25 protein-coding genes are annotated in these 25,500 nt (G+C 35.7%); 6 read left to right on the top strand and 19 right to left on the bottom strand.

The genetic code is table 11. From position 1 onward, the window contains the following. Positions 1-37: 37 nt before the first annotated feature. From KBF89_06235 to topA, 4 genes are read right to left on the bottom strand one after another with little or no spacing between them, the layout of a single operon-like run. On the bottom strand, positions 38-1,072 hold the full coding sequence (locus KBF89_06235) for a hypothetical protein (GenBank protein MBP9115929.1): 1,035 nt from the start codon (positions 1,070-1,072) through the stop codon (positions 38-40). After that, complete coding sequence (gene tmk / locus KBF89_06230) at positions 1,069-1,686, bottom strand: dTMP kinase (protein MBP9115928.1); 618 nt, start codon at positions 1,684-1,686, stop codon at positions 1,069-1,071. The genes KBF89_06235 and tmk overlap by 4 nt, the downstream gene beginning before the upstream one ends. Beyond that, positions 1,687-3,318, bottom strand: a complete 1,632-nt coding sequence (locus tag KBF89_06225) for an MFS transporter (protein MBP9115927.1) — start codon at positions 3,316-3,318, stop codon at positions 1,687-1,689. A gap of 26 nt (positions 3,319-3,344) precedes the next feature. Then, the gene (gene topA, locus KBF89_06220) at positions 3,345-6,179 is read right to left on the bottom strand and encodes a type I DNA topoisomerase (GenBank protein MBP9115926.1); all 2,835 of its coding nucleotides are present in this window, start codon (positions 6,177-6,179) and stop codon (positions 3,345-3,347) included. Positions 6,180-6,310: 131 nt separating this feature from the next. Between topA and KBF89_06215 the strand changes: the two genes are divergently transcribed. After that, positions 6,311-7,027, top strand: coding sequence for a VTT domain-containing protein (locus KBF89_06215; GenBank protein ID MBP9115925.1), 717 nt, complete (start codon positions 6,311-6,313; stop codon positions 7,025-7,027). 32 nt (positions 7,028-7,059) lie between these two features. On the opposite strand, the gene KBF89_06210 is transcribed toward KBF89_06215, so the two are convergent. The 4 genes from KBF89_06210 to KBF89_06195 form a co-directional block, all read right to left on the bottom strand. After that, complete coding sequence (locus KBF89_06210) at positions 7,060-7,938, bottom strand: EamA family transporter (protein MBP9115924.1); 879 nt, start codon at positions 7,936-7,938, stop codon at positions 7,060-7,062. Positions 7,939-8,174: 236 nt separating this feature from the next. Continuing rightward, positions 8,175-10,544, bottom strand: a complete 2,370-nt coding sequence (locus KBF89_06205) for a sodium-translocating pyrophosphatase (protein MBP9115923.1) — start codon at positions 10,542-10,544, stop codon at positions 8,175-8,177. A 94-nt stretch (positions 10,545-10,638) separates the two neighbouring features. After that, entirely contained in the window at positions 10,639-11,919 is a 1,281-nt protein-coding gene (locus KBF89_06200) for an MFS transporter (protein MBP9115922.1), read from the bottom strand. A gap of 63 nt (positions 11,920-11,982) precedes the next feature. After that, on the bottom strand, positions 11,983-13,848 hold the full coding sequence (locus KBF89_06195; GenBank protein ID MBP9115921.1) for an APC family permease: 1,866 nt from the start codon (positions 13,846-13,848) through the stop codon (positions 11,983-11,985). Between the two features lie 102 nt (positions 13,849-13,950). Between KBF89_06195 and KBF89_06190 the strand changes: the two genes are divergently transcribed. Next, positions 13,951-14,625 (top strand): TrkA family potassium uptake protein, encoded by a 675-nt coding sequence (locus KBF89_06190; protein MBP9115920.1) that lies wholly within the window; start codon positions 13,951-13,953, stop codon positions 14,623-14,625. After that, positions 14,622-15,299, top strand: coding sequence for an NAD-binding protein (locus KBF89_06185; GenBank protein MBP9115919.1), 678 nt, complete (start codon positions 14,622-14,624; stop codon positions 15,297-15,299). The genes KBF89_06190 and KBF89_06185 overlap by 4 nt, the downstream gene beginning before the upstream one ends. Before the next feature lie 124 nt (positions 15,300-15,423). Here KBF89_06185 and KBF89_06180 read toward each other — a convergent pair whose 3' ends face one another. Further along, a complete protein-coding gene (locus KBF89_06180; GenBank protein ID MBP9115918.1) occupies positions 15,424-15,783 on the bottom strand; it encodes an OB-fold nucleic acid binding domain-containing protein in 360 nt (119 codons plus the stop codon). A gap of 56 nt (positions 15,784-15,839) precedes the next feature. Here KBF89_06180 and KBF89_06175 point away from each other — a divergent pair, with 56 nt between their 5' ends. Together KBF89_06175 and KBF89_06170 are read left to right on the top strand one after the other, a co-directional pair. Beyond that, complete coding sequence (locus KBF89_06175; protein ID MBP9115917.1) at positions 15,840-16,382, top strand: hypothetical protein; 543 nt, start codon at positions 15,840-15,842, stop codon at positions 16,380-16,382. Next, a complete protein-coding gene (locus tag KBF89_06170; GenBank protein ID MBP9115916.1) occupies positions 16,379-17,332 on the top strand; it encodes an LCP family protein in 954 nt (317 codons plus the stop codon). Before KBF89_06175 ends, KBF89_06170 begins: the two co-directional genes overlap by 4 nt. On the opposite strand, the gene KBF89_06165 is transcribed toward KBF89_06170, so the two are convergent. From KBF89_06165 to KBF89_06135, 7 genes are all read right to left on the bottom strand, one after another. Continuing rightward, the gene (locus tag KBF89_06165; protein ID MBP9115915.1) at positions 17,333-17,674 is read right to left on the bottom strand and encodes a flp pilus-assembly TadE/G-like family protein; all 342 of its coding nucleotides are present in this window, start codon (positions 17,672-17,674) and stop codon (positions 17,333-17,335) included. Beyond that, positions 17,671-18,036: a pilus assembly protein gene (locus KBF89_06160; protein MBP9115914.1), complete on the bottom strand. Its 366-nt coding sequence runs from the start codon at positions 18,034-18,036 to the stop codon at positions 17,671-17,673. The genes KBF89_06165 and KBF89_06160 overlap by 4 nt, the downstream gene beginning before the upstream one ends. 61 nt (positions 18,037-18,097) lie before the next feature. Continuing rightward, positions 18,098-18,301 carry a DUF4244 domain-containing protein gene (locus KBF89_06155; protein ID MBP9115913.1) on the bottom strand — a complete coding sequence of 68 codons (204 nt, stop codon included), beginning with the start codon at positions 18,299-18,301 and terminating at the stop codon, positions 18,098-18,100. A 57-nt stretch (positions 18,302-18,358) separates the two neighbouring features. Next, positions 18,359-18,883, bottom strand: a complete 525-nt coding sequence (locus tag KBF89_06150) for a type II secretion system F family protein (protein ID MBP9115912.1) — start codon at positions 18,881-18,883, stop codon at positions 18,359-18,361. Then, positions 18,871-19,743, bottom strand: a complete 873-nt coding sequence (locus tag KBF89_06145) for a type II secretion system F family protein (GenBank protein ID MBP9115911.1) — start codon at positions 19,741-19,743, stop codon at positions 18,871-18,873. The genes KBF89_06150 and KBF89_06145 overlap by 13 nt, the downstream gene beginning before the upstream one ends. Next, complete coding sequence (locus KBF89_06140; protein MBP9115910.1) at positions 19,733-20,854, bottom strand: CpaF family protein; 1,122 nt, start codon at positions 20,852-20,854, stop codon at positions 19,733-19,735. Before KBF89_06140 ends, KBF89_06145 begins: the two co-directional genes overlap by 11 nt. After that, on the bottom strand, positions 20,854-21,864 hold the full coding sequence (locus tag KBF89_06135) for a hypothetical protein (GenBank protein ID MBP9115909.1): 1,011 nt from the start codon (positions 21,862-21,864) through the stop codon (positions 20,854-20,856). The genes KBF89_06140 and KBF89_06135 overlap by 1 nt, the downstream gene beginning before the upstream one ends. A 145-nt stretch (positions 21,865-22,009) precedes the next feature. Between KBF89_06135 and KBF89_06130 the strand changes: the two genes are divergently transcribed. Further along, a complete protein-coding gene (locus KBF89_06130) occupies positions 22,010-22,828 on the top strand; it encodes an HAD-IB family hydrolase (GenBank protein MBP9115908.1) in 819 nt (272 codons plus the stop codon). A 7-nt stretch (positions 22,829-22,835) separates the two neighbouring features. Here the strand turns inward: KBF89_06130 and KBF89_06125 are convergent, their stop codons facing one another. The 3 genes from KBF89_06125 to KBF89_06115 form a co-directional block, all read right to left on the bottom strand. Beyond that, positions 22,836-24,167 carry an FAD-dependent oxidoreductase gene (locus KBF89_06125; GenBank protein MBP9115907.1) on the bottom strand — a complete coding sequence of 444 codons (1,332 nt, stop codon included), beginning with the start codon at positions 24,165-24,167 and terminating at the stop codon, positions 22,836-22,838. A 111-nt stretch (positions 24,168-24,278) separates the two neighbouring features. Beyond that, positions 24,279-24,446, bottom strand: a complete 168-nt coding sequence (locus KBF89_06120; GenBank protein ID MBP9115906.1) for a hypothetical protein — start codon at positions 24,444-24,446, stop codon at positions 24,279-24,281. Positions 24,447-24,492: 46 nt separating this feature from the next. Then, positions 24,493-25,500 (bottom strand): sigma-70 family RNA polymerase sigma factor (locus KBF89_06115; GenBank protein ID MBP9115905.1); only part of this gene is annotated, 1,008 nt, incomplete at its 5' end.

Genomic DNA, 25,500 nt, shown 5'->3' with positions numbered 1-25,500 from the left:
TTTGAACTGTTTCGTCATCTTTGACAAATAAGTTTACTTATACTTTAGACATTAAAAGTGTTGCGAATAATGATTCCAAAAAGAGTGTTTCATTAGGGTTATAAATCAACTTTTCTCGGAATTCATCGATTATCGATAGCTGATATTGAATTATCCCTGTATTTAATTTCGATAGTTCAAAAAGTTCTGTCTGAAAGTAATCTAGAAAGTCTTCTATAAGTTCAGATTTCAATCTTTTCTCTATTGAATCAAATCTAACTTTTGATGCTGACAAAACAGATTTTTGAACCTTTTCTGAATATCCTGAATCTTTCATTTCTTTTTTTATCAAATCTAACTTTGATTTATTTTCAGTGATCAAACTATTTGATATCTCATCAAAAATCTCTAAAACTTGCGACGTGGAATTACTTACAATGCTTGCATTCAAAGTTAGAGTTGAGGCCAATTTTTGTGCTTTTTTTACCAAAGCCCTATTTCGTTTGGACATATTTAGAGCACGGTCTAACCTACCTCCACTATTGTTTGCAACCGACTTTGCAAGTTCTTCATTAACATTATTTTTTATCAAATAGTCAAAGACTAATTCGCTTGGCAAGGTAGAGAACTGTATTGGAAAACAGCGAGAATGAATTGTAGGCAAGACTAAGTCACGCTCCGGTGCAATTAATATCCAAACTAAATTTTCTGGAGGCTCTTCAAGTGATTTCAACAAGGAATTTGCACTATCTGAGCGTAATCTGTGAGCATCATGAATAATTAAAACTTTTTTTGAACTTTCTATTGGTGATTTAAAAAGTTCAACCAACATTGATTCGCGTACATCTTCCTTAATACGATAGCTAACACCAACAGGCTCAAATTCAATTACATCGGGATATAATCGATCTTGTATTCGCTGGTCTAAGACACCATTGTTTTCGATAATTCGTGAAGCAAATATTCGTGCACATTCTTCAATATTGGTACCACGATTTCCATAAAAGATGTAACTGTTGACTGGCTGCTTTAATGCATTCTCTAATTGAACAATTGCTTTTTCTTGTCCTTTGATACTTCCAAAACCATTCATGAATTAGACACAATCTTGATATCAATAATTTTTTTTATACGATCAAATACTTCATCTACTGAACCGTTTGCATCTATTTTTTCCCAATTATATTTTCCAGTCAGCATCCTATAAGCATCACGAACTTCTTGGTGAAAATCTGTACCTTCACGCTCTATTCGATCGGGATTTTTATCAGCACGCGCAATTGCTTTTTCATCTAAAATATCAAAGCATAGTGTTATATCTGGAGTATGTCTTCCTAATGCAAATTTACTTAATTCAAAAACTTGCTCAATCCCAAGTCTGCGTACAATACCTTGATATACAAGTGACGATGGAATAAATCTATCGCTAAGAACAATATCTCCACGTTCGATTGCGGGCATGATAATTTCATGTACGTCTTGAGCACGGTCGCTAGCCATCATTAATGCCTCAGCGTGTGGATCTATATTTAAATTTGTTTCCAATAATATTTTACGCAACATTAAACCTACTTCAGTGCCACCAGGTTCACGAGTTAAAACTACTTTGTGGCCTAGCTCTTCAAGATATTTTTTTGTTAATGCAATTTGAGTTGATTTCCCTACAGCATCAGGTCCTTCAAATACTATATGCACACCGTTACTCATTTATTTAACTTCTGTTCTGTCTTCATTAGGTAATTCCAACTTATTAGTAACGTCTGCGACTGGGTTCGCTACATTTGAATTCTCGATTTCGGTATCTGACATTTTTTCAGCGCTTCGCGATCGTTCCAAGATGTCAGAACCTTCAGCCTTGCTTTCAGATTCAGTGTTAGATAAATTAGCATTGATGATATCTTCATTTTTACGAACGGCTTTGTGTACTACTTGTGAACGGGCTAAGAATCCACCTACAACAATCACTAATCCACCCATTAATAATGTAACCCTTACACCTGGAAAATTATATGAGAAAGCACCAATAGAAAGTTTTGTTGTGCCAAAAATTTTTATTAAAATCCAATCATAAAAATCAGAGAATAATGGAGAAACGGCCAAGGCAAAAATCATACATATTCTCACTATTGTATAAAGTGCAGCAAATGTTCGTCCGCGTAAGTTATCTTCAACTTCTTCTTGTAATACAGTAAACCCTGTCACATATCCACTACCTGCAAATGCGCCAACTCCGCCAATAGCAATAACAGAAATCCAAGTATAGCTGGAAAGCGCTACTAATACTAATGACACTCCGCAAAGTACTATCGCGCTCCAAAATACTGTTCCTCGTTTAAGATATTTTTGTATGAACAACAAGGTAATAATTCCAACAGCAGCTCCAGTTCCCAAACCAATCATTAATAATGAATAGGTGCCCGAGCCACCACCCAGAACTGTAGATGCATAAATATTACCTAGTGGTACTAAAACGCCTCCACCGATAATACCAACACCTAGACCCAGCATCACTCCACGAACCAAACGTTCTTTTGCAATAAATTTATAGCCATTTTTTATTTCTGCAAACGTAGCAGCAATGTCTATGCGCTTTTCCGATAAAGCAGAATCAGAATTGTTTTCTTTTTCTAATTTCTCCTTTTCCATTCTTTCTAACTGAGAGGAACGTATATCTCGAAATACGCGAGTCAAACTAAATATTGCAATCGCAGAAATAATGTAAGTAAGCCCGTCAGCCCAAAGAGCAACGAACTCTTGATCAATATTTCCACCAAAAAAGTTTTTTGAATTTATGAATACTGCGACACTCGCCATTGCACCAAATACCATTGCCCCAATAGGAAAAGTTCCATAGGCACATGCGAGACCAAGAGAATTAGCTGTATCTAAATGGTTTGGTGTAATTAAATAAGGAATAGAAGAATCTTTTGCAGGACCCCATAATAACGTGAACATTTCCAAGAAAAAAGATATTACAATAAGCCCGATAAGTGAATTCCAGAATGGAAGCATGAATAAAAGAGCAGCTCTAGATAAATCACAAATAACCATTATCTTTCGTCTGTCTAGACGATCTACGATCAGTCCGCCAATAGAAGCTAGAAAAAGACCAGGAACAATTCTCACAAGCATGGGTAAAGCAACCGCATAACCTGAATTATTAGATACACGTGATGCGATTGCAATAATTGCAAATATCCCGATCCAGTCCCCTAAAGATGAAACGAATTGAGCTATGAAGACTCTCCAGTATCCATATTGGCGAAATGCCGCCCAAATATTCTTAGGAATTGGATCATCTGTCACTTGTATAGGTACAAACGGTGCCTCTTTATTCATAATACAATATCTTAGTATTAATCTTCTTAACTTTTTTCGCCGTCTTTAGCTTTTTTAGTAGTAGTTTTCTTTTCCGCTGCGTTCTGCTTATCGGAAGTAGGACGTTTTGAGTCAGTAACCTTAGGCTTCTTTAATACTTTCGCTACTGGCTTCTTTTTCGCTACTGGCTTTTTTTTCGCTACTGGCTTTTTTTTCGCTTTCTTTGTTACGCCACCATTTAAAGCGATTTTCTCTGCTCTAGCGATCAAAAGTTCCACTGCTTCATCCATAGTCAATGTCTCTGGAGTTTTACCTCTAGGAATGGAGGCATTAATTTCACCATCAGTTACATATGCTCCGAATCGACCATCCTTTACAAGGATGGATTTCCCTGAATCTGGATGTGCTCCTAAATCAAGTAATGGTCCTTTAGCTGTCGCAGCTCCCCTACGGCGTGGCTGTGAAAAAAGTTCAAGTGCTTGTTCTAAAGTGAGATCAAATAATTGAGTCTCTTCAGCAAGAGTACGAGAATCGCCTTTACCATCAACTGTTCGTGAAATATATGGACCATAGCGGCCATTCTGTACTGAAATTTCATTTCCATTTTCATCCTTACCAACTATGCGCGGTAAAGAAAAAAGTTTTATTGCATCCTCAAATGTGATATCTGCAATATTCATATATTTTAAAAGTGATGCAGTCTTAGGTTTTTCTAATGGTTTACCTTTTTTATCTTTCTCTACATCTTCGGGTAAAACACAAGTAACATAAGGACCAAATCGCCCATCTTTTACAACTATCATCTGATCGTTTTCAGGATAGATACCAAGTTCTCGTCCATCTTGTGATGCGCTTTCAAAAAATTCTTCCGCTATTACTGGGTTTAATTCATCTGGTGTTGTTCCATCTGGAATATTTGCACGTTGTGGTTCGCCATTAATATCACGTTCCAAGTAAGCACCATAGCGACCTACACGGACAACTATGTCTCGCTTTTTATCATCTTGGCCAATAACAATAGAGTTAATGGCACGTGCATCAATTTCCGCAACACGTTCATCGCCAACTAAAAACTTTAGACCTTCTTCAGGATCGAAATAAAATTTATTAAGCCAAGCAATAGAATCTTTTTCACCAAGAGCAATTGCATCTAAATCTTCTTCCATTTTTGCGGTAAATTCATAATCAACTAAATGCGGGAAGTGTTTTTCTAGTAATCCAACAACAGCAAAAGCAGTCCAGCTTGGTACCATCGCACTTGATTTTTTCCAAACATATCCACGATCTTGAATGGTTTGCATTACTGCAGCATAAGTAGAAGGACGGCCAATACCTCGTGCTTCTAGCTCTTTAACCAAAGAAGCTTCTGTGTAACGTGCTGGTGGAAGTGTTGAATGTTCTTTAGCTTCAACGCTTTTACATTTGGTTTTATCTCCAACAGCTAACGGTGGCAAAATAGATTCTCGGTCTTCTAAATCTGAATCAGGATCATCAGAGCCTTGAACATATGCTCGTAAAAAACCTGGAAAAACAATTGTTCGACCATGAGAAGTAAATGTTGCATTGTTTAAAGATGCCTTATTTTCATCAACGACGTCTTTAAGCGCAATATTAAATTTAACTGTTACTCTCTTGCCACGTGCATCACACATTTGTGAAGCAATAGTTCGCTTCCAAATGAGTTCATATAACTTAGTTTCATCTGTATCTAACTCGCTAGATAGAGAATCAGGTATTCTCATGTCATCACCAGCAGGACGTATAGCTTCATGAGCTTCCTGAGCATTTTTCACTTTTCTCTTATATTGACGAGGCGCATCAGGAACATATTCTTTGCCATAGAGTGACTCAATTCTTTTTCTTGAAGCTTTAATGGCCTGGTCAGATAGAGAAGTAGAATCGGTACGCATGTAGGTTATATAACCGCGTTCATATAACCTTTGTGCAATCGCCATTGTACGTGCTGAAGAAAACCGTAATTTACGTCCAGCCTCTTGTTGCAAAGTTGAAGTTATAAATGGAGGATATGGAGATTGCTTCCAGTCATTTTCTTCAGAAGAGCCGACTTCAAAATCTTTTCCAGAAACACTTTCTGCAATTTTTGATGCTGCGACTTCACCTATAGTAACTACAGTTGTTTTATTTAATTTACCTGTTTTTTCGTCAAAGTCTTTTGAGGAAGAAATCCTTTTGTCGTCAACATGTGTAAGTGTAGATTCAAATTCAATCTTTGTCTTTTCGTGCTTGAGTTCAGCAACAACATCAAAATATTTTGCGCTAACAAAAGCCATTCGAGCGCGCTCACGATCAACTACTAGACGCGTTGCAACACTTTGTACTCTACCTGCGCTGAGTTTTGGCATAACTTTGCGCCACAAAATTGGTGATGTCTCATAGCCTACTAATCGATCTAATATTCGTCTACCTTCCTGAGCAGCAACTAATTTTGTATCGAGTTCGCGGGCATTAGTTATAGCCTCATTAATTGCGTCTTTTGTTATTTCATGAAAAACCATTCGCTTTACAGGGATTTTTGGTTTCAAAATTTGTAGTACATGCCAAGCAATTGCTTCACCTTCACGATCTTCATCGGTTGCGAGATATAATTCACTTGCATCTTTTAATTTTCTCTTTAATTCTGCAACAACTTTTTTCTTTTCTGCTGGAACTATATATATAGGTGTAAAATTATTTTCTACATCAATCCCCAAACGTCCTGCAGGTGTTTTTTTAAATTGTTCTGGAATGTCAGCTGCTGTTCTTGGCAGATCTCTAATATGACCAACACTTGATTCTACAGTGTATTTACCTTCTAAGAATTGTGTTATTGTCCTGGCTTTTGCAGGTGATTCAACGATTATTAATGGTTTGCCCACGGACATCTCTCTTCTATTAATCTTTTGGCTTTAGCCTATGTAGCAACGCATATTTGCATTATGCGAGACATGTACTTTACTCTCTCGTACTACCTGAACGTAATATTTAGAAAAATAACTGACTAGAATCAATATTTATGTATATAGCTTCTATAATTTCATTCTTTAAAGATCTCTTAGACCCTTCTAAACTCGGTACTTTATTGGATAACCTAAGCCCATGGCAGTATATTGTACTTTTTGCTATTATATTTGCCGAATCAGGGCTTTTAATAGGCATATTCTTGCCTGGCGATACTTTACTTTTTACAGCAGGATTCTTGGCGTTTAAAGGGGATTTAAACATTTGGGTTCTTGTGCCACTTTTCTTTATAGCCGCATTTGTTGGTGACCAAACTGGATATTTGGTTGGAAACAAACTTGGTGAAAGACTTTTTAAAAAAGAAAATGCAAAAATACTAAAGAAATCACATATCGACAAGACTCATGCATTCTTTGAAAAACACGGTCCCAAAACTATTTTACTAGCTAGGTTTGTTCCAATAGTGAGGACAATCGCACCTACTATGGCTGGTACTGCCAAGATGAGTTACAAGACCTTTGTAAAATTCAATGCTGTTGGTGCAGCTCTTTGGGGTGTAGGTATTTCACTGCTTGGATATTTCTTAGGTTCTGCTATCGGAGAAAAGAATATTGATAAATATTTATTACCAATTATTGCATTGATATTTGTTATCTCGTTTATTCCACCAGTAATAGAATTTATAAAGCATAAAAAAGAACAGTCAGATGATTTAAATTCTGTCGATCCTAAAATAAAAACAGAAGAATTAAATACTGATACTAAAGCTTGATATTTTCTGTCTAGGTTTGGTCTTTAGAAAGATTATGTAGAACCTAAAGCAATGACTCCAATACCAATAATTGCAAGTATGAATCCGTAGTATTGATTCTTTGATATATGTTCATCATTCTTAATCTTTGCAAGAATAATGGTAACAGCTGGTACCAAGCCTATTAATAGTGCAGATATTATTAAAGAAACTCTTCTTTCTGAAAAATTAAAGAACCAAATTCCGCACATATAACCGGTACTTGATATTACTATTATGTGAACATACTTTAATACTGGTTTAATGGTGTCTCGCTTCACCAATAGATAGATAGTACCGACAATACAGGCTGGGATGGAAAGTATAAATATGCGTGTAATTATTGGAGTTTCTACTTTACTAATGCCTGTTAACCAAAGACTAAAACATAACCCTGAAATTGTTCCAGCGAATATTGAAAGTTTCGTTGAATTTTTTATTTTAGAATCTTCTGGTTCTTTAGTAATTGTTATAAATATGATTGCGATTATAGAAACCATTATCCCCAACCAAGTAAGTCTCGAAAGCGTTTTATTGTCTACAAATATTGAAAAGATTAGAGGAAAAACTAACTGTAATATTGCGGCAAGCGGCGCGACAATAGAAATTCTTCCTTTTGCCAAACCATAAACAAAAGTTAAAAATCCAATATTTCCAGAAATTGCAACTAATAAAGTTTTATTATTCTCGCCTATTGTTCCATAATCTTTTTGAAAAAATAATAAAGTTCCGAGCAAACAGAATTCAAATATATATGCAACTGCAGTTGAAGCAAATACCGAACTCTTGCTAGCTACATGACCGACATAAAAGTCACCTGAACCAAATAGTATTGCAGCGAAAATACCAGCACCAATCCCAAATACATAAGTTGAATCGAGCACTGCAAGCATTTAATAATTCTAGATTATCTTTTTATAGCTCCAAGGTTTAGCCCTGTTGAGATTATACCTTTGAGGAAAAAGGGAATAGCTTCGCGGGTTCGACCTAGGAAAGAAATGTCTTGACTTTATGGGAGTCTCATGAGATGATCTCTTTAGTCAAGCCCTGGGTTTTTGCGAACCGCAGGGCTTAGGTTTGCCCAATTTTATTTTTACTAAGCATAATATTTTCCAGTTTGTATATTGTCTTATCCTTTTGTATCAGATTTAGCAGATAACTCTTCTACCAAATCATCGCCAAAACCTGAAGGTCTTGTTTTTGAATATGTTATTGCACTTAAAATAATCACAATAGCAATACCTGCAACTATATAGCGAGCATTGTTATCACTCATTGAAATTACAGCTGGAAGAACAAGAAGTGAAACTAAGTTCATCACTTTGATCAATGGGTTTATAGCTGGTCCTGCTGTATCTTTAAAAGGATCACCAACAGTGTCACCAATAACTACAGCTTTATGAGTGTCTGAACCTTTACCACCATGGTTTCCAGATTCAACAAATTTCTTTGCATTATCCCAAGCACCACCAGAGTTAGATAAAAAGTTAGCCATCAATTGACCAACAACAATTGCTGATGCCAAATAAGCTCCAAGTGCAAATGCCCCGAGACCAAAACCAACAGCTACTGGTGTCAGCACAGCTAACAATGCTGGAGTTGCAAGTTCGCGTAGAGAGGCTCCAGTACAAATATCGATAACTTCTTTATAGTCAGGCTTTTCAGTACCTTCCATAATACCTGGCTTGTCATGAAATTGTTTACGAACAGCTTGAACTATAGTTCCTGCAGTACGAGACACTGCCAAAATAGCTAACGATGAGAACATGAACACTACAGATCCACCGATTAGTAATCCAATAAATGTTTTTGGATCGGCAACGTTAAACGCGACTGTTTCAAATGCTGATTTTCCAGATTTAATTCCTGCAGCAACAATTGGATATTTATCTGCACCGTCATTGAAAATAGTTTCAACAAATGAAGCAAAAAGAGCTACCGCTGCAATTACAGCTGAACCAATAGCAAAACCTTTAGTAACAGCTTTTGTAGTATTACCTACTGTGTCGAGACCATCAAGAATTTCTTCTGTTTCACCTTCAAAAACTCCGGACATTTCTGCAATACCTTGAGCATTATCGGCAACAGGACCGAATGTATCTTCAGCAACAACTATTGCTGTAGTGCTTAATATTCCTATACCTGTAAGTGCAACTAGGTAAAAAGAAAAGGAAGTGTTTCCTCCACCTAAAGAAATTGCAACACCAATAGCGCCACAGATAGCAAACAAAGCCCAAACAGCAGATTCAAGCCCCGATGAGATACCGCTAAGCACAACTGTTGCAGGACCAGTTTTTCCAGATTCCGCAATACTTAAAACTGGTTTGAATTCACTAGATGTATAATATTGAGTTATTCGAGAGGCAACTTGTCCTAAAACTACTCCAGCAAAAATTGCGAAGAATAATCTTGTTCCAGGAAGACTAAGAGCTTGTGGTCCACTTCCAGTTTTGTTTCCAATGTAGCCAAATGAGACAATAGCTGCACCTATAAGAGTGAGTATTGAAGCGTAAGTGAGTCCTCGGTTTATTGGCTTCAGAGCATCTTTTTCCCCTTCTTTAGCTTTAACTAAAAAGATAGAAATCATTGAAGCTAATAGACCAACAGCCATAATTGCTATAGGAAAAATAAGTCCTTTAGATGATGAACCTTCTAATCCAATTCCAGCAAAAGCGCTCACACCTAAGATGATAGAAGCAACAAGTGTCACACCAAAACTTTCGAAAAGATCTGATGCCATACCAGCACAGTCACCAACATTGTCGCCAACGTTATCTGCAATAGTTGCAGGGTTACGAGGATCATCTTCGGGAATTCCCTGTTCAACTTTACCAACAAGGTCAGCACCAACGTCAGCTGCTTTAGTAAAGATACCTCCACCAACACGCAAGAAAAGAGCTAGTAGTGAACCACCAAAACCAAAACCAACAAGAATTGCTGACGCACTATTTTGAAAGATCATAACAATAGTTGTTGCGCCAAGAAGTCCAAGACCAGCAGTAAAGAGACCACAAACACCACCAGCTTTAAAAGCTACGCCTAATGCATTATTCATTGAACCTTTAGTTGCACAATGTGCAGTACGAACATTCGCACGAGTTGATAACCACATTCCAAGAAAACCAATACCACCAGAACATAGAGCACCAACAACAAATGCTGCAGTTCTAAAAGTTCCGCTTTGAGCAAAACTTAGCGCTGCAATACCTGAATCTTTCGATATAGCTTTAGAAGTGAAAAATACAATTGCTCCTACTGGAACAACAATTGTTGCAATAGTTTTAAATTGTCGCATGATATATGCCATTGCACCATCTTGAATAGCTTTTGCTATCTCTTGCATTTTTTCTGTACCGGTTTCTACTTTAAGTACAGTTTTAGTCAGCAGTGTACCTACTACTAAAGCAACTATTGCTGTTGCGAATGCAAACCATAACCATTTCCAGTCTGAATTACTCAAAACGAAGTTTTGGTAACCCCCCTCAGCTGCAATAATCATCTTTCCTCATTTCATAATCTGCGATTTAATAATAAATCGTAATGGCAAATACTACATGGGATTTGATGAAATTTAGAAATTTTAAGAAATATACTTACATATCTGGGATCGGTTCAAGGAGTGTGTCTAAAGATTCACTTAGATCTGGTTCTACAACAGTTTCTATTACATCCGGTATTTTCCATTTTGATGAATAGAGACCAATAATGATTTGGGTAAGAATATGGCAAATGGCTAGAACACTAAAAGCGATTTTTGAGCCATATGCATCTATAGCATAACCAGAAATTAAAGTTGCCATAAGAAAAAACAGTCCTAGAATACCAGAGAAGACAGACGCAACCTTTCCTTTTAAATCAGGTGGTGCAATCATTTGTATTTCAGTAAGTATTCCAGTTAACGTTCCTAGATGCGCCCATCCATAAAAACCAATAGCAATACAAGCCCAAAATAAATTAGGGGCAAATCCATATGCAAAAACAGTGAAGGGAACCATGCGTGCAAGTAGCAAAATAGTTTTATTCTTTCCGTATTTATGTGTAAGCGAAGAATACAAAACAGTAATTAGAATTGCGCCAATAGCCATCGAAACATTAAATGCAGATGTTCCAAAAACGCGTGAATGGTATACCTCATCTGCAACATTAGGAATAGCTGCAATAAGCCCTCCAGCAAAAAATACCGAAGCACTATGAGTTGCAACAACACGTGAAAGCTTTTTCTCTTTGAACATCCAACGTACTCCATCAGCCCAAGTTAACCTCGAAGTAGATTCTCTAGGATGTGAAAGTGTTTTTATCGATAGTAAGGTGACAATTACGGCCCAAAAACTTGCAGCATTAACATAGAATGCAAATTCAAAATGGTCATTCCCGACTAATAAACCTGCAACTACAGGACCAATAATTCGAGCCATATTCCATTGAGAGAACATTAAGCTCATAGCAGCAGAGTATATTTTTGAAGGAACAAGTTCTGACAGAAATGCTTGATAAGTAGGAAAACTAATTGAGTCCACAACACCGGTTAATCCAACGAATACAATTAACATCCATGGTTTAATTGATCCAAACGATACTAATACACCTATCGAAATAGCTATTAAAGATGAAGCAAAATTTGTTAAGATCAATAATTTTTTACGATTAAACCTGTCTGCACACCAGCCACCTAGAGGAGCAATAAAAACGTTTGCGCCAAACCTCATAGCAAAAGCAATACCAACATATATAGCGCTATGGGTTAGCACCTGCATGAAAATCCCGATTACGACAGTCTCAACCCAAGAGCCAACATTAGAGATTAACGATGCAGCAAAAACTTTTTGATAATTACGATTTTTTAACGCATATAAAGATCGAGGGAGTTTTACCACGATGCAATTCTAACAAATTGGCTGCGGATAAAGCCCTCTGCAAGGACGGACCTTAAAAGAGATTTAGTCTATTTGATAAGGAACAGAAGTTACGACTGTATTTTTCCTAAATAGTAGACGACCCTTTAACATCAAAGCACTTTGGTTATGAAGCAAATGTTCCCACCAATGATGTACAACAAATTCCGGGATCACTACAGTAACGATGTCATTGTCATAGCGTTTATCTAAATCTTCAACAGCACTAAGAATTGGTCGCAAAAGCTCTCTATATGGGGAATATATAATCTCAATAGGAATATCCATTTTGAAGCTATTCCATTGAGCTAGAACCTTCTCACGTTCTTCTTCATCGCTCACAACTGTAATTGCCACAAGATGATCAGGTGTAAGCGAACTCGCGTATTCAATGGCTTGTAATGTACCACGATGCATACGACCGACTAATACCATTACTGTATGGTTCATACGTTGAGGTTTATAGTCACTAGGAACTGCTATGGAACTTTGAACATGTTTATAATGTCTATGTACAGATTTAAAAAGTGAATAAACAACAAGGACTACAAGGATTGAAACCCATGCGCCGCGAGTAAATTTTGTTATGGCAACAACAAGCAGAACAACAAATGTAGCAAGGGTTCCGATTGACGAAATGATCATTCCACTAATAGATCGATTTTCTGCTTTCTTCTGATACATAACCATACCGAGTTGCGACAATGTGAATGAGGTAAATACACCAACAGCATAGAGTGGCATTAGCGCAGTTTCTACACCACCAAATATCCAAACTAAGAATATTGCAGCTAGTCCAAGGACTATAACGCCGTTAGAGAAAACCAGTCGATCTCCCCTATTTGTAAATTGGCGCGGTAAAAACCCATCTTTAGCTACAATTGAACTAAGTCTTGGAAAATCTGCATATGCAGTGTTTGCTGCAAGCATTAAAATTAGAGCTGTAAAAATTTGTAGTAAAAAATAGATGATTCCTTCACCAAAAACTTGACGTCCCATTTGAGAGAAAACACTTTCGCCTTGTTCTAATGGGACAGGATGTAACCTTGATGCCAGTAGAGAGACACCGAAAAATAATGTACCTAATATTACAGCCATCATTATTAAAGTACGACTAGCATTTCTTGGTGAAGGTTTCTTAAATGCTGGAACACCATCACAAATAGCTTCAACTCCAGTTAGAGCTACAGCACCTGAAGCAAACCCTCTAAGCAATACTATTACCGCTAATCCACCTCCTGATTCTTTTAAACCTTCCTTTGCAGACTCAGCAGAAAATTGAGCAAAATCAATTTTTGAAATACCTCCAAACCAATCGAAGTAACTTTTTGTTAAACCATAAAAAATAAGTGCGGAAACAACTGCTATATATACATATGTTGGTACTGCAAAAATTCTGCCACTTTCCTTAACCCCTCTTAAATTCATTATTGATATAAATACTATTGCTCCTATACACATAGCAACTCGGTGATCGGCCCAAGTGGCAAAAGCAGGTATTGATGTAACTGCTCTAACGCCCGCACAAATAGAAACTGCTACTGTAAGTACGTAATCTGTAAGTATTGATGCTGCTGCAACTAGCGATGCGTTCTCTCCAAGGTTTTCTTTTGAAACGATATAACTACCACCACCATGTGGATATGCATATATAGTTTTTCGATATGATGTAACAACAATAGCTAGTAGTAGCGCAACAACTATTGCCAGTGGAACTAATTTATTTAACCCTATAGCTAGCGATGAACCAAAGAGTGCTGTTACTAGAAGTATCTCCTGTGTAGCATACGCAGTTGATGAAATGGCATCACTAGAAAATACTGCAAGTGCAGTAGTTTTGTTTAATGTTTGATGTTCCGCTTCATTACTCGCGATTGGTTTGCCTAAAAATACTCGTTTTATAATAGTCATTAGAACAGTCTTATCTTTATTTAGTGCCGACTCAAGTATTTAGAAGCATTAATTCTTCTTTTTGAGCTAAGTATAATATTGAATATAGGGTAAAATTTCTCTATGCATTATTTAATTGTTGGAGCAGGACGAGTTGGTCGAGAACTAACCAAAGAACTCTTAAAAAGAGATAACACTGTTTGTTTGATTGATAAAGACCCAACATCCTTTGCAAGGATATCTGAACACCCAAACTTATCGACAGTTACGGGGGTAGGTTTTGATAGACAGGTTTTAGAAGCAGCCCATATTGAGGATACACATGGCTTAGCTGCCGTAACGAACGGCGATAATAGCAATATAGTAATTGCACGAATTGCCAAAGAAATTTTTCATGTTGATCATGTAGCTGCACGAATATATGACCCACGTAGAGCAAGTTTATATCATCGTTTGGGTATTTCTACCGTTGCTACAGTTTCCTGGGCATCAAAAGAATTTATCAAAAAGCTAACGCCTGATAATGATAATCAAGATTGGGTTGATGGCACAGGCGAAATAGTTATAATAGAAAAGCTATTGCCAAATATTTGGGCAGGTAAATCTTTGAATCCATTGTTTGAATCTGAAGATTATGTTCCAATAGCTTGGAGTCACCTTGGTGAAACAAAAATAATTAAACCAGGAACTAAAGGTCAAGAAGATGCAAGAATCTATTTTTCTTGCATTAAATCAAAAATAGATGAGCTGAACGAAAAATTAGCAAATCCCGAGTATACTGCGGGTGAGATTAAATGAAAATTCTTATAATAGGTGCTGGAACACAAGGAAAATTTATTGCAAGAACTTTAGCTAATGACGATAACTTTGTAACTGTTATTGATAGAGATTTTAAAGCCGAAGAGTTATTATCTTTTGCTTCGAACCCTCATGTCAACCTTGATGTGATCATCGGCGACGGTTGTGACTACGACATACTAGAAAGAGCAGGATGTGATTCTGCAGATGTCGTTTTTTCTTGCACAGGTGATGACGAGGATAATTTAGTTGTCTCATTACTCGCTAAACAAGAATTTGGAGTACCTAAGGTATTAGCTCGCATTAATAACCCCGAAAACAAATGGCTATTTAACGACCACTGGGGAGTAGATCGGGGTGTTAGTGGGACCCATATTTTAACTTCATTAGTTGAGGAAGAATTAACTAGCGATCATATAGTTGGTTTATTAAGTTTTGATGATGGCAAAGTCGAACTAGTTGAAATTAGAATCTCGCAAACATCAGCTCTTGTAAATAAGCAATTATCAGATATCGAACTTCCAAAAGAATGTTCTATAGTTGCTATTCTGCGTAATGGACATGTTGTTTACTCAAGAGATGATACAACTCTTTATAAGGATGATGAAATTATTATCCTAACTAATACAGTTGCGAGTGAAGAAGTTCGTGAAATTTTTGAGGCTTCACTTTAACATTTCCATGTTGGCTGTCAGAGCTGTTAGCACTAACACTCATTGACGCTATTACAGCAAGCATTCAAAACATTTGCATTGATACATGTTCATATGAACATCTATGGCAGTCAATGTGAAAAAATCAAAGTATTTGATAGTGAGGATTTGCAATAGTCAATTCACCTTCATCAATTTGAGCTAATCCCTTCATAAGCACCAAACAGCCTAACGATATACCCTTAATTTCCTTACGTCCAAAAAACCATCCATCCATTTTCCCAGTCCCATCGTCGATGATAACTTCGTACCAATAGCTATTAGCCTTAGGAACAATTCTTGTGGAAACTACGTTGCCAACAACAATAACTTTTGTCCTATTTTCTACTTTCGATATATCAATAGCATCAAATCTCATTTTGGCTGTCGTTAAAGTTGGACCTGCTGTAACAACCTCATAATTCGGGTTGCTATTATTCGTTTTACGTTTAAAGAATGGAATCATATCTACATTTTAAGTGCATCACTGAATGAATGCTGGTTTTCTGCAAAAATGTCTAGGTGACAAAACCAAGAATATTTAAAACGTTTATCTGTATTTTGGCTATTATACCTTTGCTTTCTTTAGCAAGTTGTTCTAATTCTCAAAACTTAAAGGATAAAAAAAGTAAATCTAGCAATAGCAACAATTCGATAACAATAAGATTTAATTCTAAAACTACAACCGAAAATGGTAAAACAGTTGATAATATCGAAAAAGCTTCTTTAGATAAATACACTAAAGCATTGTCTGATGTATTCTCAAAAGGTTCTAGAATACCAGCATTGTTTAAATCAGAAATCTTTACTCAAGCACAATCTATTTTCGAACCGCCTAAAAATGCAACCAAAGAGAATGTAAATGTAGATTTAAATATATTGAAAAGTGAAACTGCCACTGACAATATTGGTGTTGCGCATATCAAACAGTCCAAAACTGAAGCAGGTAAGGCAATCGAAAGAAGCGGTACTATTTATTTTAACAATGAAGGTATTGTTATAGGCTATAAATTAGATTTATTTCCAATTGCCACAACAACCGATTCGAAAGTTGAAAAATCATGAGTATTGTATTTCCAGTAAAAAGAATTGCAAGTCTTTTCTCTGGATTAATTATCTGCATAGTGACATTGTCACTATTAAGCATTGGTTTCCTAAGCGCAGTTACAACTGGTCAAATAAATTTAGCAAGCCCAAAAGGAAAACTAATAATCACTGCTAGGCACCTTCAATCAAATAGAAACCTCGCAAAAAATAGTATTGTACTCCCAGTTAGATCTGATGTGTTCTATTTATTAGTTATTGGTAATGACTACCGTCCTGGTGTTGAAGGCAAGCGTGCTGATTCTTTACATTTGCTTGGAATAAACCCTGGAGAAAAGAAAGTATCGATGATAAATTTCCCCAGAGATACCAATGTTGCAATACCCGGTCATGGCACTAATAAAATTAATGCTGCAAATGCATTTGGTGGCTCTGAATTAACTGCACAAACTATAGAACAATTAACCGGAGTATCAATTAGTTATACACTAGAGGCAGATTTTGCTGGTTTCACTTCACTAATTGACTCACTTGGTGGACTTGAAGTTACAGTAGATAAAGAAATGCATGATAAAAATTCGGGAACAGATTTTTCTCCAGGTACTATAAGGATGGGTGGTGCATCAGCTTTAGCTTTTTCGCGTGATAGACATTCATTTTCTAATGGTGATCTACAAAGGTCCCAAAACCAAGGTCAATTATTAATATATGCATTAAGAGAGATGCAGAATGTTAAAAATAGCACTCCAAATAAATTTGAGTCTGCATTTGCCATTACCCAACATATACAATTAAAAAATCTCTCATTAAGTGATATATTTTTTATGATGGAGTTAGCAACAGAGATTAACATTGACAATATTTCAAATATTACAGTTCCTTGGCAAGGTTCAAATACTTTGGCTCCAAGAGCTAGTGATCTATTTAATGATTTTAAAGATAATGCAATTATTGATACTTACGTTCCATAATTATTTAATATCTGCTTTAGCTATTGCTTTAATTATCTCCCCATCTTGATCTATCGAAACAATAACTTCTACATCATTGTTTGTATATTTACACGATTCCAACACTGCGCCATTTTTTTGTGCAGCTATCCTTGCTGAACTACAAGCCTTAGATATTGAAAAATGAGCTATTTCATATGCTGCACTTAAAGAAGCTGCGTCAGCTGCATTCTGAGCTTTTCCTTTTACGCTGACCACTCCACCCAATCTTATTAAGCCCATTGCTAAAACTAATGCTATTGAACAAAGTCCTAACCCAACAATTGTTATACTTCCATTTTCATTAAAGTTTTGAGTTTTCATTTTTCAATTCTCATAGAGGTTTTTGAGCTAACGGTAACATCGGGAAATATAACACCCAATATTGGCATATTTGATTTAACTACTTTTGAAACTGTTACTGTTAAATATTCGCCTTGTGTACTTGGTCTAGAAATACTAACATTTGCATCTTTTAAAATCTCTTGTGCTTTTGCGACTGCTCTTTCTGAATTATTCTCAACACTTAGAATCCTTGCGGCTTCACGTGAAGAGTTTGTAACCAATATCTTTTTTTCAACCACTAATCCTACTTGTACAATAAGCAATAGAAATATTGCGATCACAGGTATTACAAGAGCGAACTCAACAGTCGCCTGCCCTTTTTCATCATATTTTATTAACATTTCAATCCTTTAATAAATGTTTGAGACCTATATAGGGGTATTGGCCTCAAACATGTTTTGACTATATGTGGCTCATTACGGTTTGTATTACTTTGTTAAAAACTGAAGTTATTGCACCACCACCAGCAAATGAGATGAATATTCCGGCTAATGCTGCTGCACCAACTATAACTAATCCATATTCTGCCGTTGATTGCCCTTTTTCATCCAGACCTAAAAACCTAGAGTTTAATTTCGAGTGTAATTTTCTGAGAAATTTCATCATGTTCCTTCTTAATTTATTGATTAACTTGTTTTAAGGGAAGTGCAGGGAAATTTAATTTTAAATTCCAATATTGAATATTCCATTAGCCAATGTAGGAATCACACTTAACAGCATGAATGCGGGTAATATACATATAACCAAGGGAAATAACATTGAAATAGGTAGTTTTTTTATCGCAGATTCTGCTTCACGTCTGATCTTGTTCATTGAATCTTTGTGAAGTGAATCTAACGTGGGTAATACATCTGTTCCACAATCACATGATTCAGAAATCACATGTGCAAAAATTCTAAATTGCGGATTGTTTTCTAAGTTAATCAAAGAATTTTGTAATGATCTACCGGCATCTATTTCTTTTATTACATTATTAATATCTTCTTTACATGACTCAGGACAATATCGAGCAATTTTGCACATCACGTTTAATATTGGCATCCCCGATGAAATTCCTACACTAAATAGACCATAAACCATTGGAAGGTCTCTAATTAATATTTGTCTTTTTAATTTATTTTCTTTTTCTACTTTTGCTCGTAATTTTAAATCTTTTAAAATTGTTTTTTGTTTTTCTATGATATCCATATCCCTATACCTTTTCTTATCATCCTTCTCATCCACATTATTCCTATTACTTCCATGCCGATACCTGTTATTAGACACATGATTCCTAATGGGTTATCAAATAGAAAAGTACTACCACCTAAACCCATTATTGTAGAAAGTCCTAAAAATCCTATTGGTAAAATACTTATCACCATTGCTGACATTTTCACTTGGGCTATTGTTGATTTGGTATCACCTAGAAGTTCGTATGTGTGGTGAAAACAGTCACCGATTCTTTCAAATATTCTTGCAGAATTTCCTCCCATTTGATGAGCTAGAACTATTGTGCCACATAACATTTTTTCTGATTCATTCTTAATGATTGTATTATTTGTGATTGTTTTTTCTATAGCAAGTTCTACAGAATAGCCATTATCTATATATTTATTTATATATCGTACTAATTTAATTTTTTTATATTGTTTTTGAACATTTTTTAAAGCATCAATCAATGATTCCCCGCTTCTAAGTCTTCGTGCAATTGAGTAACAAAGCTCATCATTAATTTGTTGTAACGAAATAGATAATAATCGTTCCTTATATAATAAATATGCATATAACCCTATGATTGCGAACACTGGGGAAATAAATACACCCAAAGGATTAATGCTAAATCCAATCATGCCAGCTACAACGATATAGTAAAGCACAAGTTGTCGAATTTTTGGATCTTCATATTCGAAGCCAGCGGCTTTTACTTTGACGAAAATATTTTTCCAAAGGACATTGTTAGAACTTTTTAATTTTCTAACTTTTTTATTATCTAAATTCATTAAGAAAAATATAAGTGAAAATAACAATATCAACGAGAGTAATAAATTTATAGTATTAACCAACATTTGTTTTCTCTATATCAATTTGAATTATTTCTCTTTTACCATTATCGCGATTAATTTGACTGATTGATTCGATTATCCTATTTCCATTATTTAAACGTTTTACATAAACTATTAAATCAACACCAAAATATACTTGTGTGACTAATGCTTCGAATGGAATTTGAGCACCTGAAAATAAGGCAAGAGTCGCAATACGTTGTATTACCTCATTGGGTCCATTTGCATGCACACTACATAATGATCCATCATGGCCAGTATTTAGTGCTTGTAATAGATCTAAGGCTTCACCAGAACGTACTTCACCGACAATAATTCTATCTGGTCTCATTCGCATACTTGCTTTAACTAAATCACCCATTGTTATAGTACCTACTCCTTCACTATTAGAAGTTCGAGCTATTAGACGAACAAAATGTTCGTGTGATGTAGCAAGTTCAGCTGTCTCCTCTATTGAAACTATACGCTCACTTGAAGGTATTAAATGTATAAGAGTATTTAATAATGTGGTCTTTCCACTACTAGTGCCACCGGCAACTACAATATTTTTAGATTTTTTTATTGCATCTATAAGTATTTCTTTTTGAATTCTAGTTGGATAAAATTGATCTAGGTCTAATGATTGTTCTATAAATTTTCTTATTGTTAAGTATGGGCCATCGGCTGCAATAGGTGCCATCACACCATGGAATCGCGAGCCATTATCAAGCCATGCATCTACAATTGGTGATGCTGTATCAAATCTGGCACCCACACCAGCCGCTATTTTTTGAATTATTCGAATTAATTCGTCACTCGTTGTTTCAATAGCTACTTCATCAATTTTTCCTTTTCTGTCTATGAACATTTTTGTTGGTGAATTAATCATTATTTCGTTAATCGTTTCATCTCCAATGTATATGTCTAATAATCCATAGCCACTAACATCACTCATCATTGATTCGTATAGCAGTTCGCTAGCTTTCTTATCTAGTAGTGGGAATCCTAAATCAATTTCGGATTTTACAATATCTCGTATTGACATTTGACCATCAAGATCATTTTGATGATTTTGCACTCGAGATACAACCCTTTCATGTAATGTTTTCTTAGCATCCGAAATTAAATTTGACATCAACTCCTTCCTTTGTCTTTAATACCATCAAATACGTCGTGTAAGTGAGAAGTGTAAGAATCATTTATTGCTCTAGTTTGAATCTTATTTTTTGTGTTTAGAGATTTTTCGCTAATTATATCGACCCCATCTCTATTTCGAGATTCGGTTTCTAGGACATCCCAGAAATTTCGATTATTATGTTCTTCTGCATCATTAAAAATATCGAATGTATCGTTTGATAAGCTTTGAATCCTGTTATAGTTTTTATTTTTTGCTTTGCTTACATTTTGATCATTAAAATTTGTCAACATTGTTTCAAAATATTTATTAACGTCGTGCATAAATTTATCAATTGCACTTATCATGTATTTTGGTGTTCTAAAAAGCAAAACACCCGCATCGATAACTTTTGCAAAATCTCTTCTGGCTTCTATCTCTATAATACATTTGAGTTTTAACACAGTACCCATTTGTTTGGCTGTTATTGATCGGCCAGATTCTGCAATATAAATAGCGACATCACTTTGCTCTAAGTATGGGTGCTTTGTTGCCCTGCTAAGTGTGATATAGCATCCTCTAAGCACCATAAATACAAAATCAGAACTTTCTATTAGTGCATTATTGAGCTCATTAATATTGGTTCCAATATCAATAATATAATTAGATTCACTTGTTGATAAAGTGGAAATGATTTCTTGGATTTTAAACTTATTATTTCCATCGCTTTGCACACATTTATCTATGTAACAATTCTCTTTTATTGAACTGTAACTTACATATGAAAAATTATCTTCAATAAAATTTGAGATCTTTTCTAGACTATGTGATGTCGGTGTTGCAGATTCTAGCCACTGAATGAAGCCATATTTAGATTCTGAATTGAATCCAACAATGGTCTCAATATCACCATTTGCTGCATCTATAAGAACTGTTTGCTTAGCTAGTATCATAGAGCAACTTTTCGCTAACAAGGCCGCACATGTTGAAGTACCTGAACCACCTTTTGGTGAAAAAACTGTAATGAGCATCGTATAACCCTTTATATCAGTAACGTAGCAAGAGATGCATATACGCTTATTTAAAGGGAAGGATAATTGATCTACTAGACATTTAGTAACCAACAAAACTAAAATTAATACAAATTAAAACATTAGTCAAGAGATTGAATAATAAATGACAAAAAAAATTGATAACAAATTAATATCTGGAGCTTTCTTTGATTTAGACAAGACCATTATTGCTAAATCGTCTATGTTGGCATTTTCAAAAACGTTTAGAAAAAATGGATTATTGAGCCGAAGAGCCCTAGTTCAAGCTGCTTATGCTCAAGTAGTATTTCAGTTAGTTGGTGCAAATGAAAATAAAATGGAACGACTTCGAGGAATAGCTTTAGAGTTGACTAAAGGCTGGAATCATGATCATGTGAAAGATCTAGTTAATGAAACAATCCATGATGTTGTTGTACCAATTATTTATGAAGATGCAATTGAGCTCATTGATAAACATAAAAGTGAAGGCCACCTAGTATTTATTGTTTCTAGTGCGCCAATAGAAGTCGTAGAACCCATTGCTTCTCATTTAGGTGTTACAGATTTTATTGCTACTACAGCTCGACTAGATGAAAATGGAAATTATTCAGGTGAATTAGATTTCTATTCCTACGGAAGTTATAAGCCACAAGCGGTATTGCGTCTTGCTAAAGAATATGATCTAGATTTAGAACATTCATTTGCTTATAGTGACTCAATTACAGATGTACCTTTACTTGAATGCGTTGGTAATCCTATTGCTGTTAACCCTGATAAAGAATTATATAGAGTCGCAAAAGAGCGCGGCTGGGAAATAAAGTATTTTTCAAGGACTGTTTCATTGTGGGATAGACTCCCAGTTAGATTTTTCCAAAATGGTTGGGTACGAATTATCTCGGGAACAATTTTTACTTTAGGTATAAGCGTATTGCTAATGCCAAAATCTATTATTAAGAAAAAATAATTTATTACTATAAACCTATTGGTTCTATCCCATAATTGAAAATTGTGCTTATTGCAGTGTTATAAAGTGTTAAATCCTTTATATCTCCCCAGCTTTTTGCAAATACTGCTTCTACATCGAACCCTAAGTGTTGCAATATCGCCATTGAAATCAATGGCAGTTGGGTTGTACCTGCTTTTCCTGCGCCTGTTATATCAACTAAATTTTCTTTAAATTTAAAAGTAGATAAACCATTGTCTGAATATGGGCGTAAACATCCTGAGATATCATCAATACCCATTCTTTGTATTTCATCAATGTCGAAGTATTCTTTTATTGCATCCAAAAAGGCTTGTTTGCCTGCTTGTAACATAGCATCGCCCATTGCTCCAAAATAGCCTATCTGGTTTAACCCTCCAGATATTGATAATCTGCCATTTGAGTTTGGCGTTACATTTACATATCCAATTGGAGGATCTAGTGCAAGTTTGAATGGCTTTGTAATTCCAAGTTTCGTATTATCTACACTTGCCCAATAGCCTCCAAGGCTTGTTAATCGTTGTTGGCCGATGTTTCTATGAACTCCATTATTTGCAAGTATGACTAATCCCTGAGTATTTTTAATTTTGGATATTCGCCTATTAAAATTAATTGTTACATTTTCTTTTCTAGATAATTCGTTTAATAATGCCAACGCAAAAGATCGTGAGTCAACTGAGGCTCCGGGCAGCACTAGATGATTGTCATACACTGATCTTAGAAAAAATGGCTGTCCAGTATTTGAACTAGAAATTGTTTCACTATTAGTTCCATGCCAATAAAGTTGTTCTTCTGTTAATAGATCGGCATCAAAATTTTCTTTATTTATGTGAAATATATCTACTGTTTTGCAAGAAAATAAGAATTTAGATAAATTCGCATTTGATAGAGCTAGCCACAATTCTAGACTTGCATAATTGATTTGTGAATGTAAACTATTTTTTTCAACATCATACACAGGTTCAAAATAATTCATTGCTCCATCGATTTGAACAAATGTATCGCGTCTTACATTCTGTCCATTATCTGGGGCAATGACCAACTTGTCAACGAATGGATTGCCAGGAAGTGCTTCAAAGTGCATAGCATCTGCTCTTGGCAGGACAAGTCCTTCGGTGCCGGTAATTTGACGTATACAATTAGCAAGTGGGTCACCGCCAAATGTTGGGGAATTATCTTTAGAACGCAAACTTTTTCTAGGATCCGGTTGAGCATCATAAATAACAATATCAATATTTGGATCTGCTTGATTAATAAACCAAGCGATCATAAGCCCTGTAATACCTGCGCCTACCAAATCAATACTTGGTATAGGTTTCATCTCAATTTCATCCCTGTATTTTGAATAAAAAAACTGCAGCTATACTTGTAATTCTTCTTGAATTATTCAAAATTACTTTTGGCTAGCTGCAGTTTTTATAGTGCTAAATGATTATGACATAAACAGTTGTTTAAAAAGTGCGTTAAAACTTTCTTCTGACTGTGGATCATTTTCTGCGTATGGTTCTATGATAAGTTTAAACTTAGCATCATAAAGATAATCTTCAAGCGCGATCACTTCTCTTTCAACTTCTACATCGTCGTGTATATATAATGACATTTAACTTTCCTTTTCGTATTTCGTGTATATATTTCGTGTTAATTATTTAAACAGCAAGTAAGTCGCGAGCACCAGTATCAGCTGATGGGTGACGAAGTTTGCTCATTGCGCGTGCTTCGATTTGACGAATACGTTCACGAGTAAGGTTGAAGTGTTCTCCAACTTCTTCAAGCGTACGTGCTTCTCCACGATCTAGACCAAAACGCAATTTCAAAATTTCACGTTCACGCTCGTCAAGAGGTGAAAGTAAAACTGCTATTTCGTCTGGCAATAAAGCAGTTGCAGCTGTTTCGAATGGTGATTCAGCACCACGGTCTTGAACAATATCGCCCAATTCTGCGTCGCCATCTTCACGAAGTGGTTCACTTAATGAAAGTGGTTCAGCTGCGAAACGTAATGCTTCAGTAACTTTATCTTCAGGCATTTCCACTTCAATTGAAAGTTCTTTAATAGTTGCTGGACGACCATACTTAAGTTCTAAACGTGAGCGTGCTTTTTGTAGACGGGCTAATGTATCACCAGCGTGAACTGGGAGCCGGATTGTGCGTCCTGTATTAGCAATACCACGTGTGATCGCTTGACGGATCCACCATGTTGCATATGTTGAGAATTTGAAACCTTTACGCCAGTCGAATTTTTCAACTGCGTGCATAAGACCTAGGTTGCCTTCTTGAATAAGGTCAAGTAATGGTAATCCTGATGCTTGATATTTTTTAGCAATAGAAACAACAAGACGCAAGTTGCATTGTACGAATTTCATTTCTGCAGCATCAGCTGTTCTTATCACTCTGCGTAGTCTGCGTTTTTCAGCTGGAGAAACAGTAACAATTTTTGCTTCCTGTGCTTCTTTTTTAGCCATGATCTTTGCTTTAGCAGCAGCACTTAATTTTGGTGCTTGGCCATCTTCACCGTCTTCTTCTGCTTCTTCTTCTTCAATCAAGTCTGCAAGACGTTTGCGTTCTCCTAACATGCCACGAGCTTGGGCGCCTTCTTCAATTGATTTTGCTAGTTTTACTTCGTCTTCTTTTGACAATAAAGGATATTGTCCAATATC

It is taken from the genome of Acidimicrobiia bacterium, from assembly GCA_018057765.1.
Taxonomy (GTDB): domain Bacteria; phylum Actinomycetota; class Acidimicrobiia; order IMCC26256; family JAGPDB01; genus JAGPDB01.
The sequence above is the reverse complement of the archived record's forward strand: the minus strand, read 5'-3'. Positions and strand labels throughout refer to the sequence as shown.

What these genes read in the sequence shown, in the direction of transcription:
- KBF89_06215 (MBP9115925.1), top strand. Translation starts at nt 6,311, where the DNA reads ATGTATATAGCTTCTATAATTTCATTCTTTAAAGATCTCTTAGACCCT.
- KBF89_06120 (MBP9115906.1), bottom strand. Translation starts at nt 24,446, where the DNA reads ATGTCATTATATATACACGACGATGTAGAAGTTGAAAGAGAAGTGATC.
- KBF89_06235 (MBP9115929.1), bottom strand. Translation starts at nt 1,072, where the DNA reads ATGAATGGTTTTGGAAGTATCAAAGGACAAGAAAAAGCAATTGTTCAA.
- KBF89_06205 (MBP9115923.1), bottom strand. Translation starts at nt 10,544, where the DNA reads ATGATTATTGCAGCTGAGGGGGGTTACCAAAACTTCGTTTTGAGTAAT.
- KBF89_06155 (MBP9115913.1), bottom strand. Translation starts at nt 18,301, where the DNA reads ATGATGAAATTTCTCAGAAAATTACACTCGAAATTAAACTCTAGGTTT.
- KBF89_06180 (MBP9115918.1), bottom strand. Translation starts at nt 15,783, where the DNA reads ATGATTCCATTCTTTAAACGTAAAACGAATAATAGCAACCCGAATTAT.
- KBF89_06130 (MBP9115908.1), top strand. Translation starts at nt 22,010, where the DNA reads ATGACAAAAAAAATTGATAACAAATTAATATCTGGAGCTTTCTTTGAT.
- KBF89_06210 (MBP9115924.1), bottom strand. Translation starts at nt 7,938, where the DNA reads ATGCTTGCAGTGCTCGATTCAACTTATGTATTTGGGATTGGTGCTGGT.
- topA (MBP9115926.1), bottom strand. Translation starts at nt 6,179, where the DNA reads ATGTCCGTGGGCAAACCATTAATAATCGTTGAATCACCTGCAAAAGCC.
- KBF89_06225 (MBP9115927.1), bottom strand. Translation starts at nt 3,318, where the DNA reads ATGAATAAAGAGGCACCGTTTGTACCTATACAAGTGACAGATGATCCA.
- KBF89_06150 (MBP9115912.1), bottom strand. Translation starts at nt 18,883, where the DNA reads ATGGATATCATAGAAAAACAAAAAACAATTTTAAAAGATTTAAAATTA.
- KBF89_06125 (MBP9115907.1), bottom strand. Translation starts at nt 24,167, where the DNA reads ATGAAACCTATACCAAGTATTGATTTGGTAGGCGCAGGTATTACAGGG.
- KBF89_06170 (MBP9115916.1), top strand. Translation starts at nt 16,379, where the DNA reads ATGAGTATTGTATTTCCAGTAAAAAGAATTGCAAGTCTTTTCTCTGGA.
- KBF89_06165 (MBP9115915.1), bottom strand. Translation starts at nt 17,674, where the DNA reads ATGAAAACTCAAAACTTTAATGAAAATGGAAGTATAACAATTGTTGGG.
- tmk (MBP9115928.1), bottom strand. Translation starts at nt 1,686, where the DNA reads ATGAGTAACGGTGTGCATATAGTATTTGAAGGACCTGATGCTGTAGGG.
- KBF89_06195 (MBP9115921.1), bottom strand. Translation starts at nt 13,848, where the DNA reads ATGACTATTATAAAACGAGTATTTTTAGGCAAACCAATCGCGAGTAAT.
- KBF89_06160 (MBP9115914.1), bottom strand. Translation starts at nt 18,036, where the DNA reads ATGTTAATAAAATATGATGAAAAAGGGCAGGCGACTGTTGAGTTCGCT.
- KBF89_06145 (MBP9115911.1), bottom strand. Translation starts at nt 19,743, where the DNA reads ATGTTGGTTAATACTATAAATTTATTACTCTCGTTGATATTGTTATTT.
- KBF89_06185 (MBP9115919.1), top strand. Translation starts at nt 14,622, where the DNA reads ATGAAAATTCTTATAATAGGTGCTGGAACACAAGGAAAATTTATTGCA.
- KBF89_06135 (MBP9115909.1), bottom strand. Translation starts at nt 21,864, where the DNA reads ATGCTCATTACAGTTTTTTCACCAAAAGGTGGTTCAGGTACTTCAACA.
- KBF89_06140 (MBP9115910.1), bottom strand. Translation starts at nt 20,854, where the DNA reads ATGTCAAATTTAATTTCGGATGCTAAGAAAACATTACATGAAAGGGTT.
- KBF89_06190 (MBP9115920.1), top strand. Translation starts at nt 13,951, where the DNA reads ATGCATTATTTAATTGTTGGAGCAGGACGAGTTGGTCGAGAACTAACC.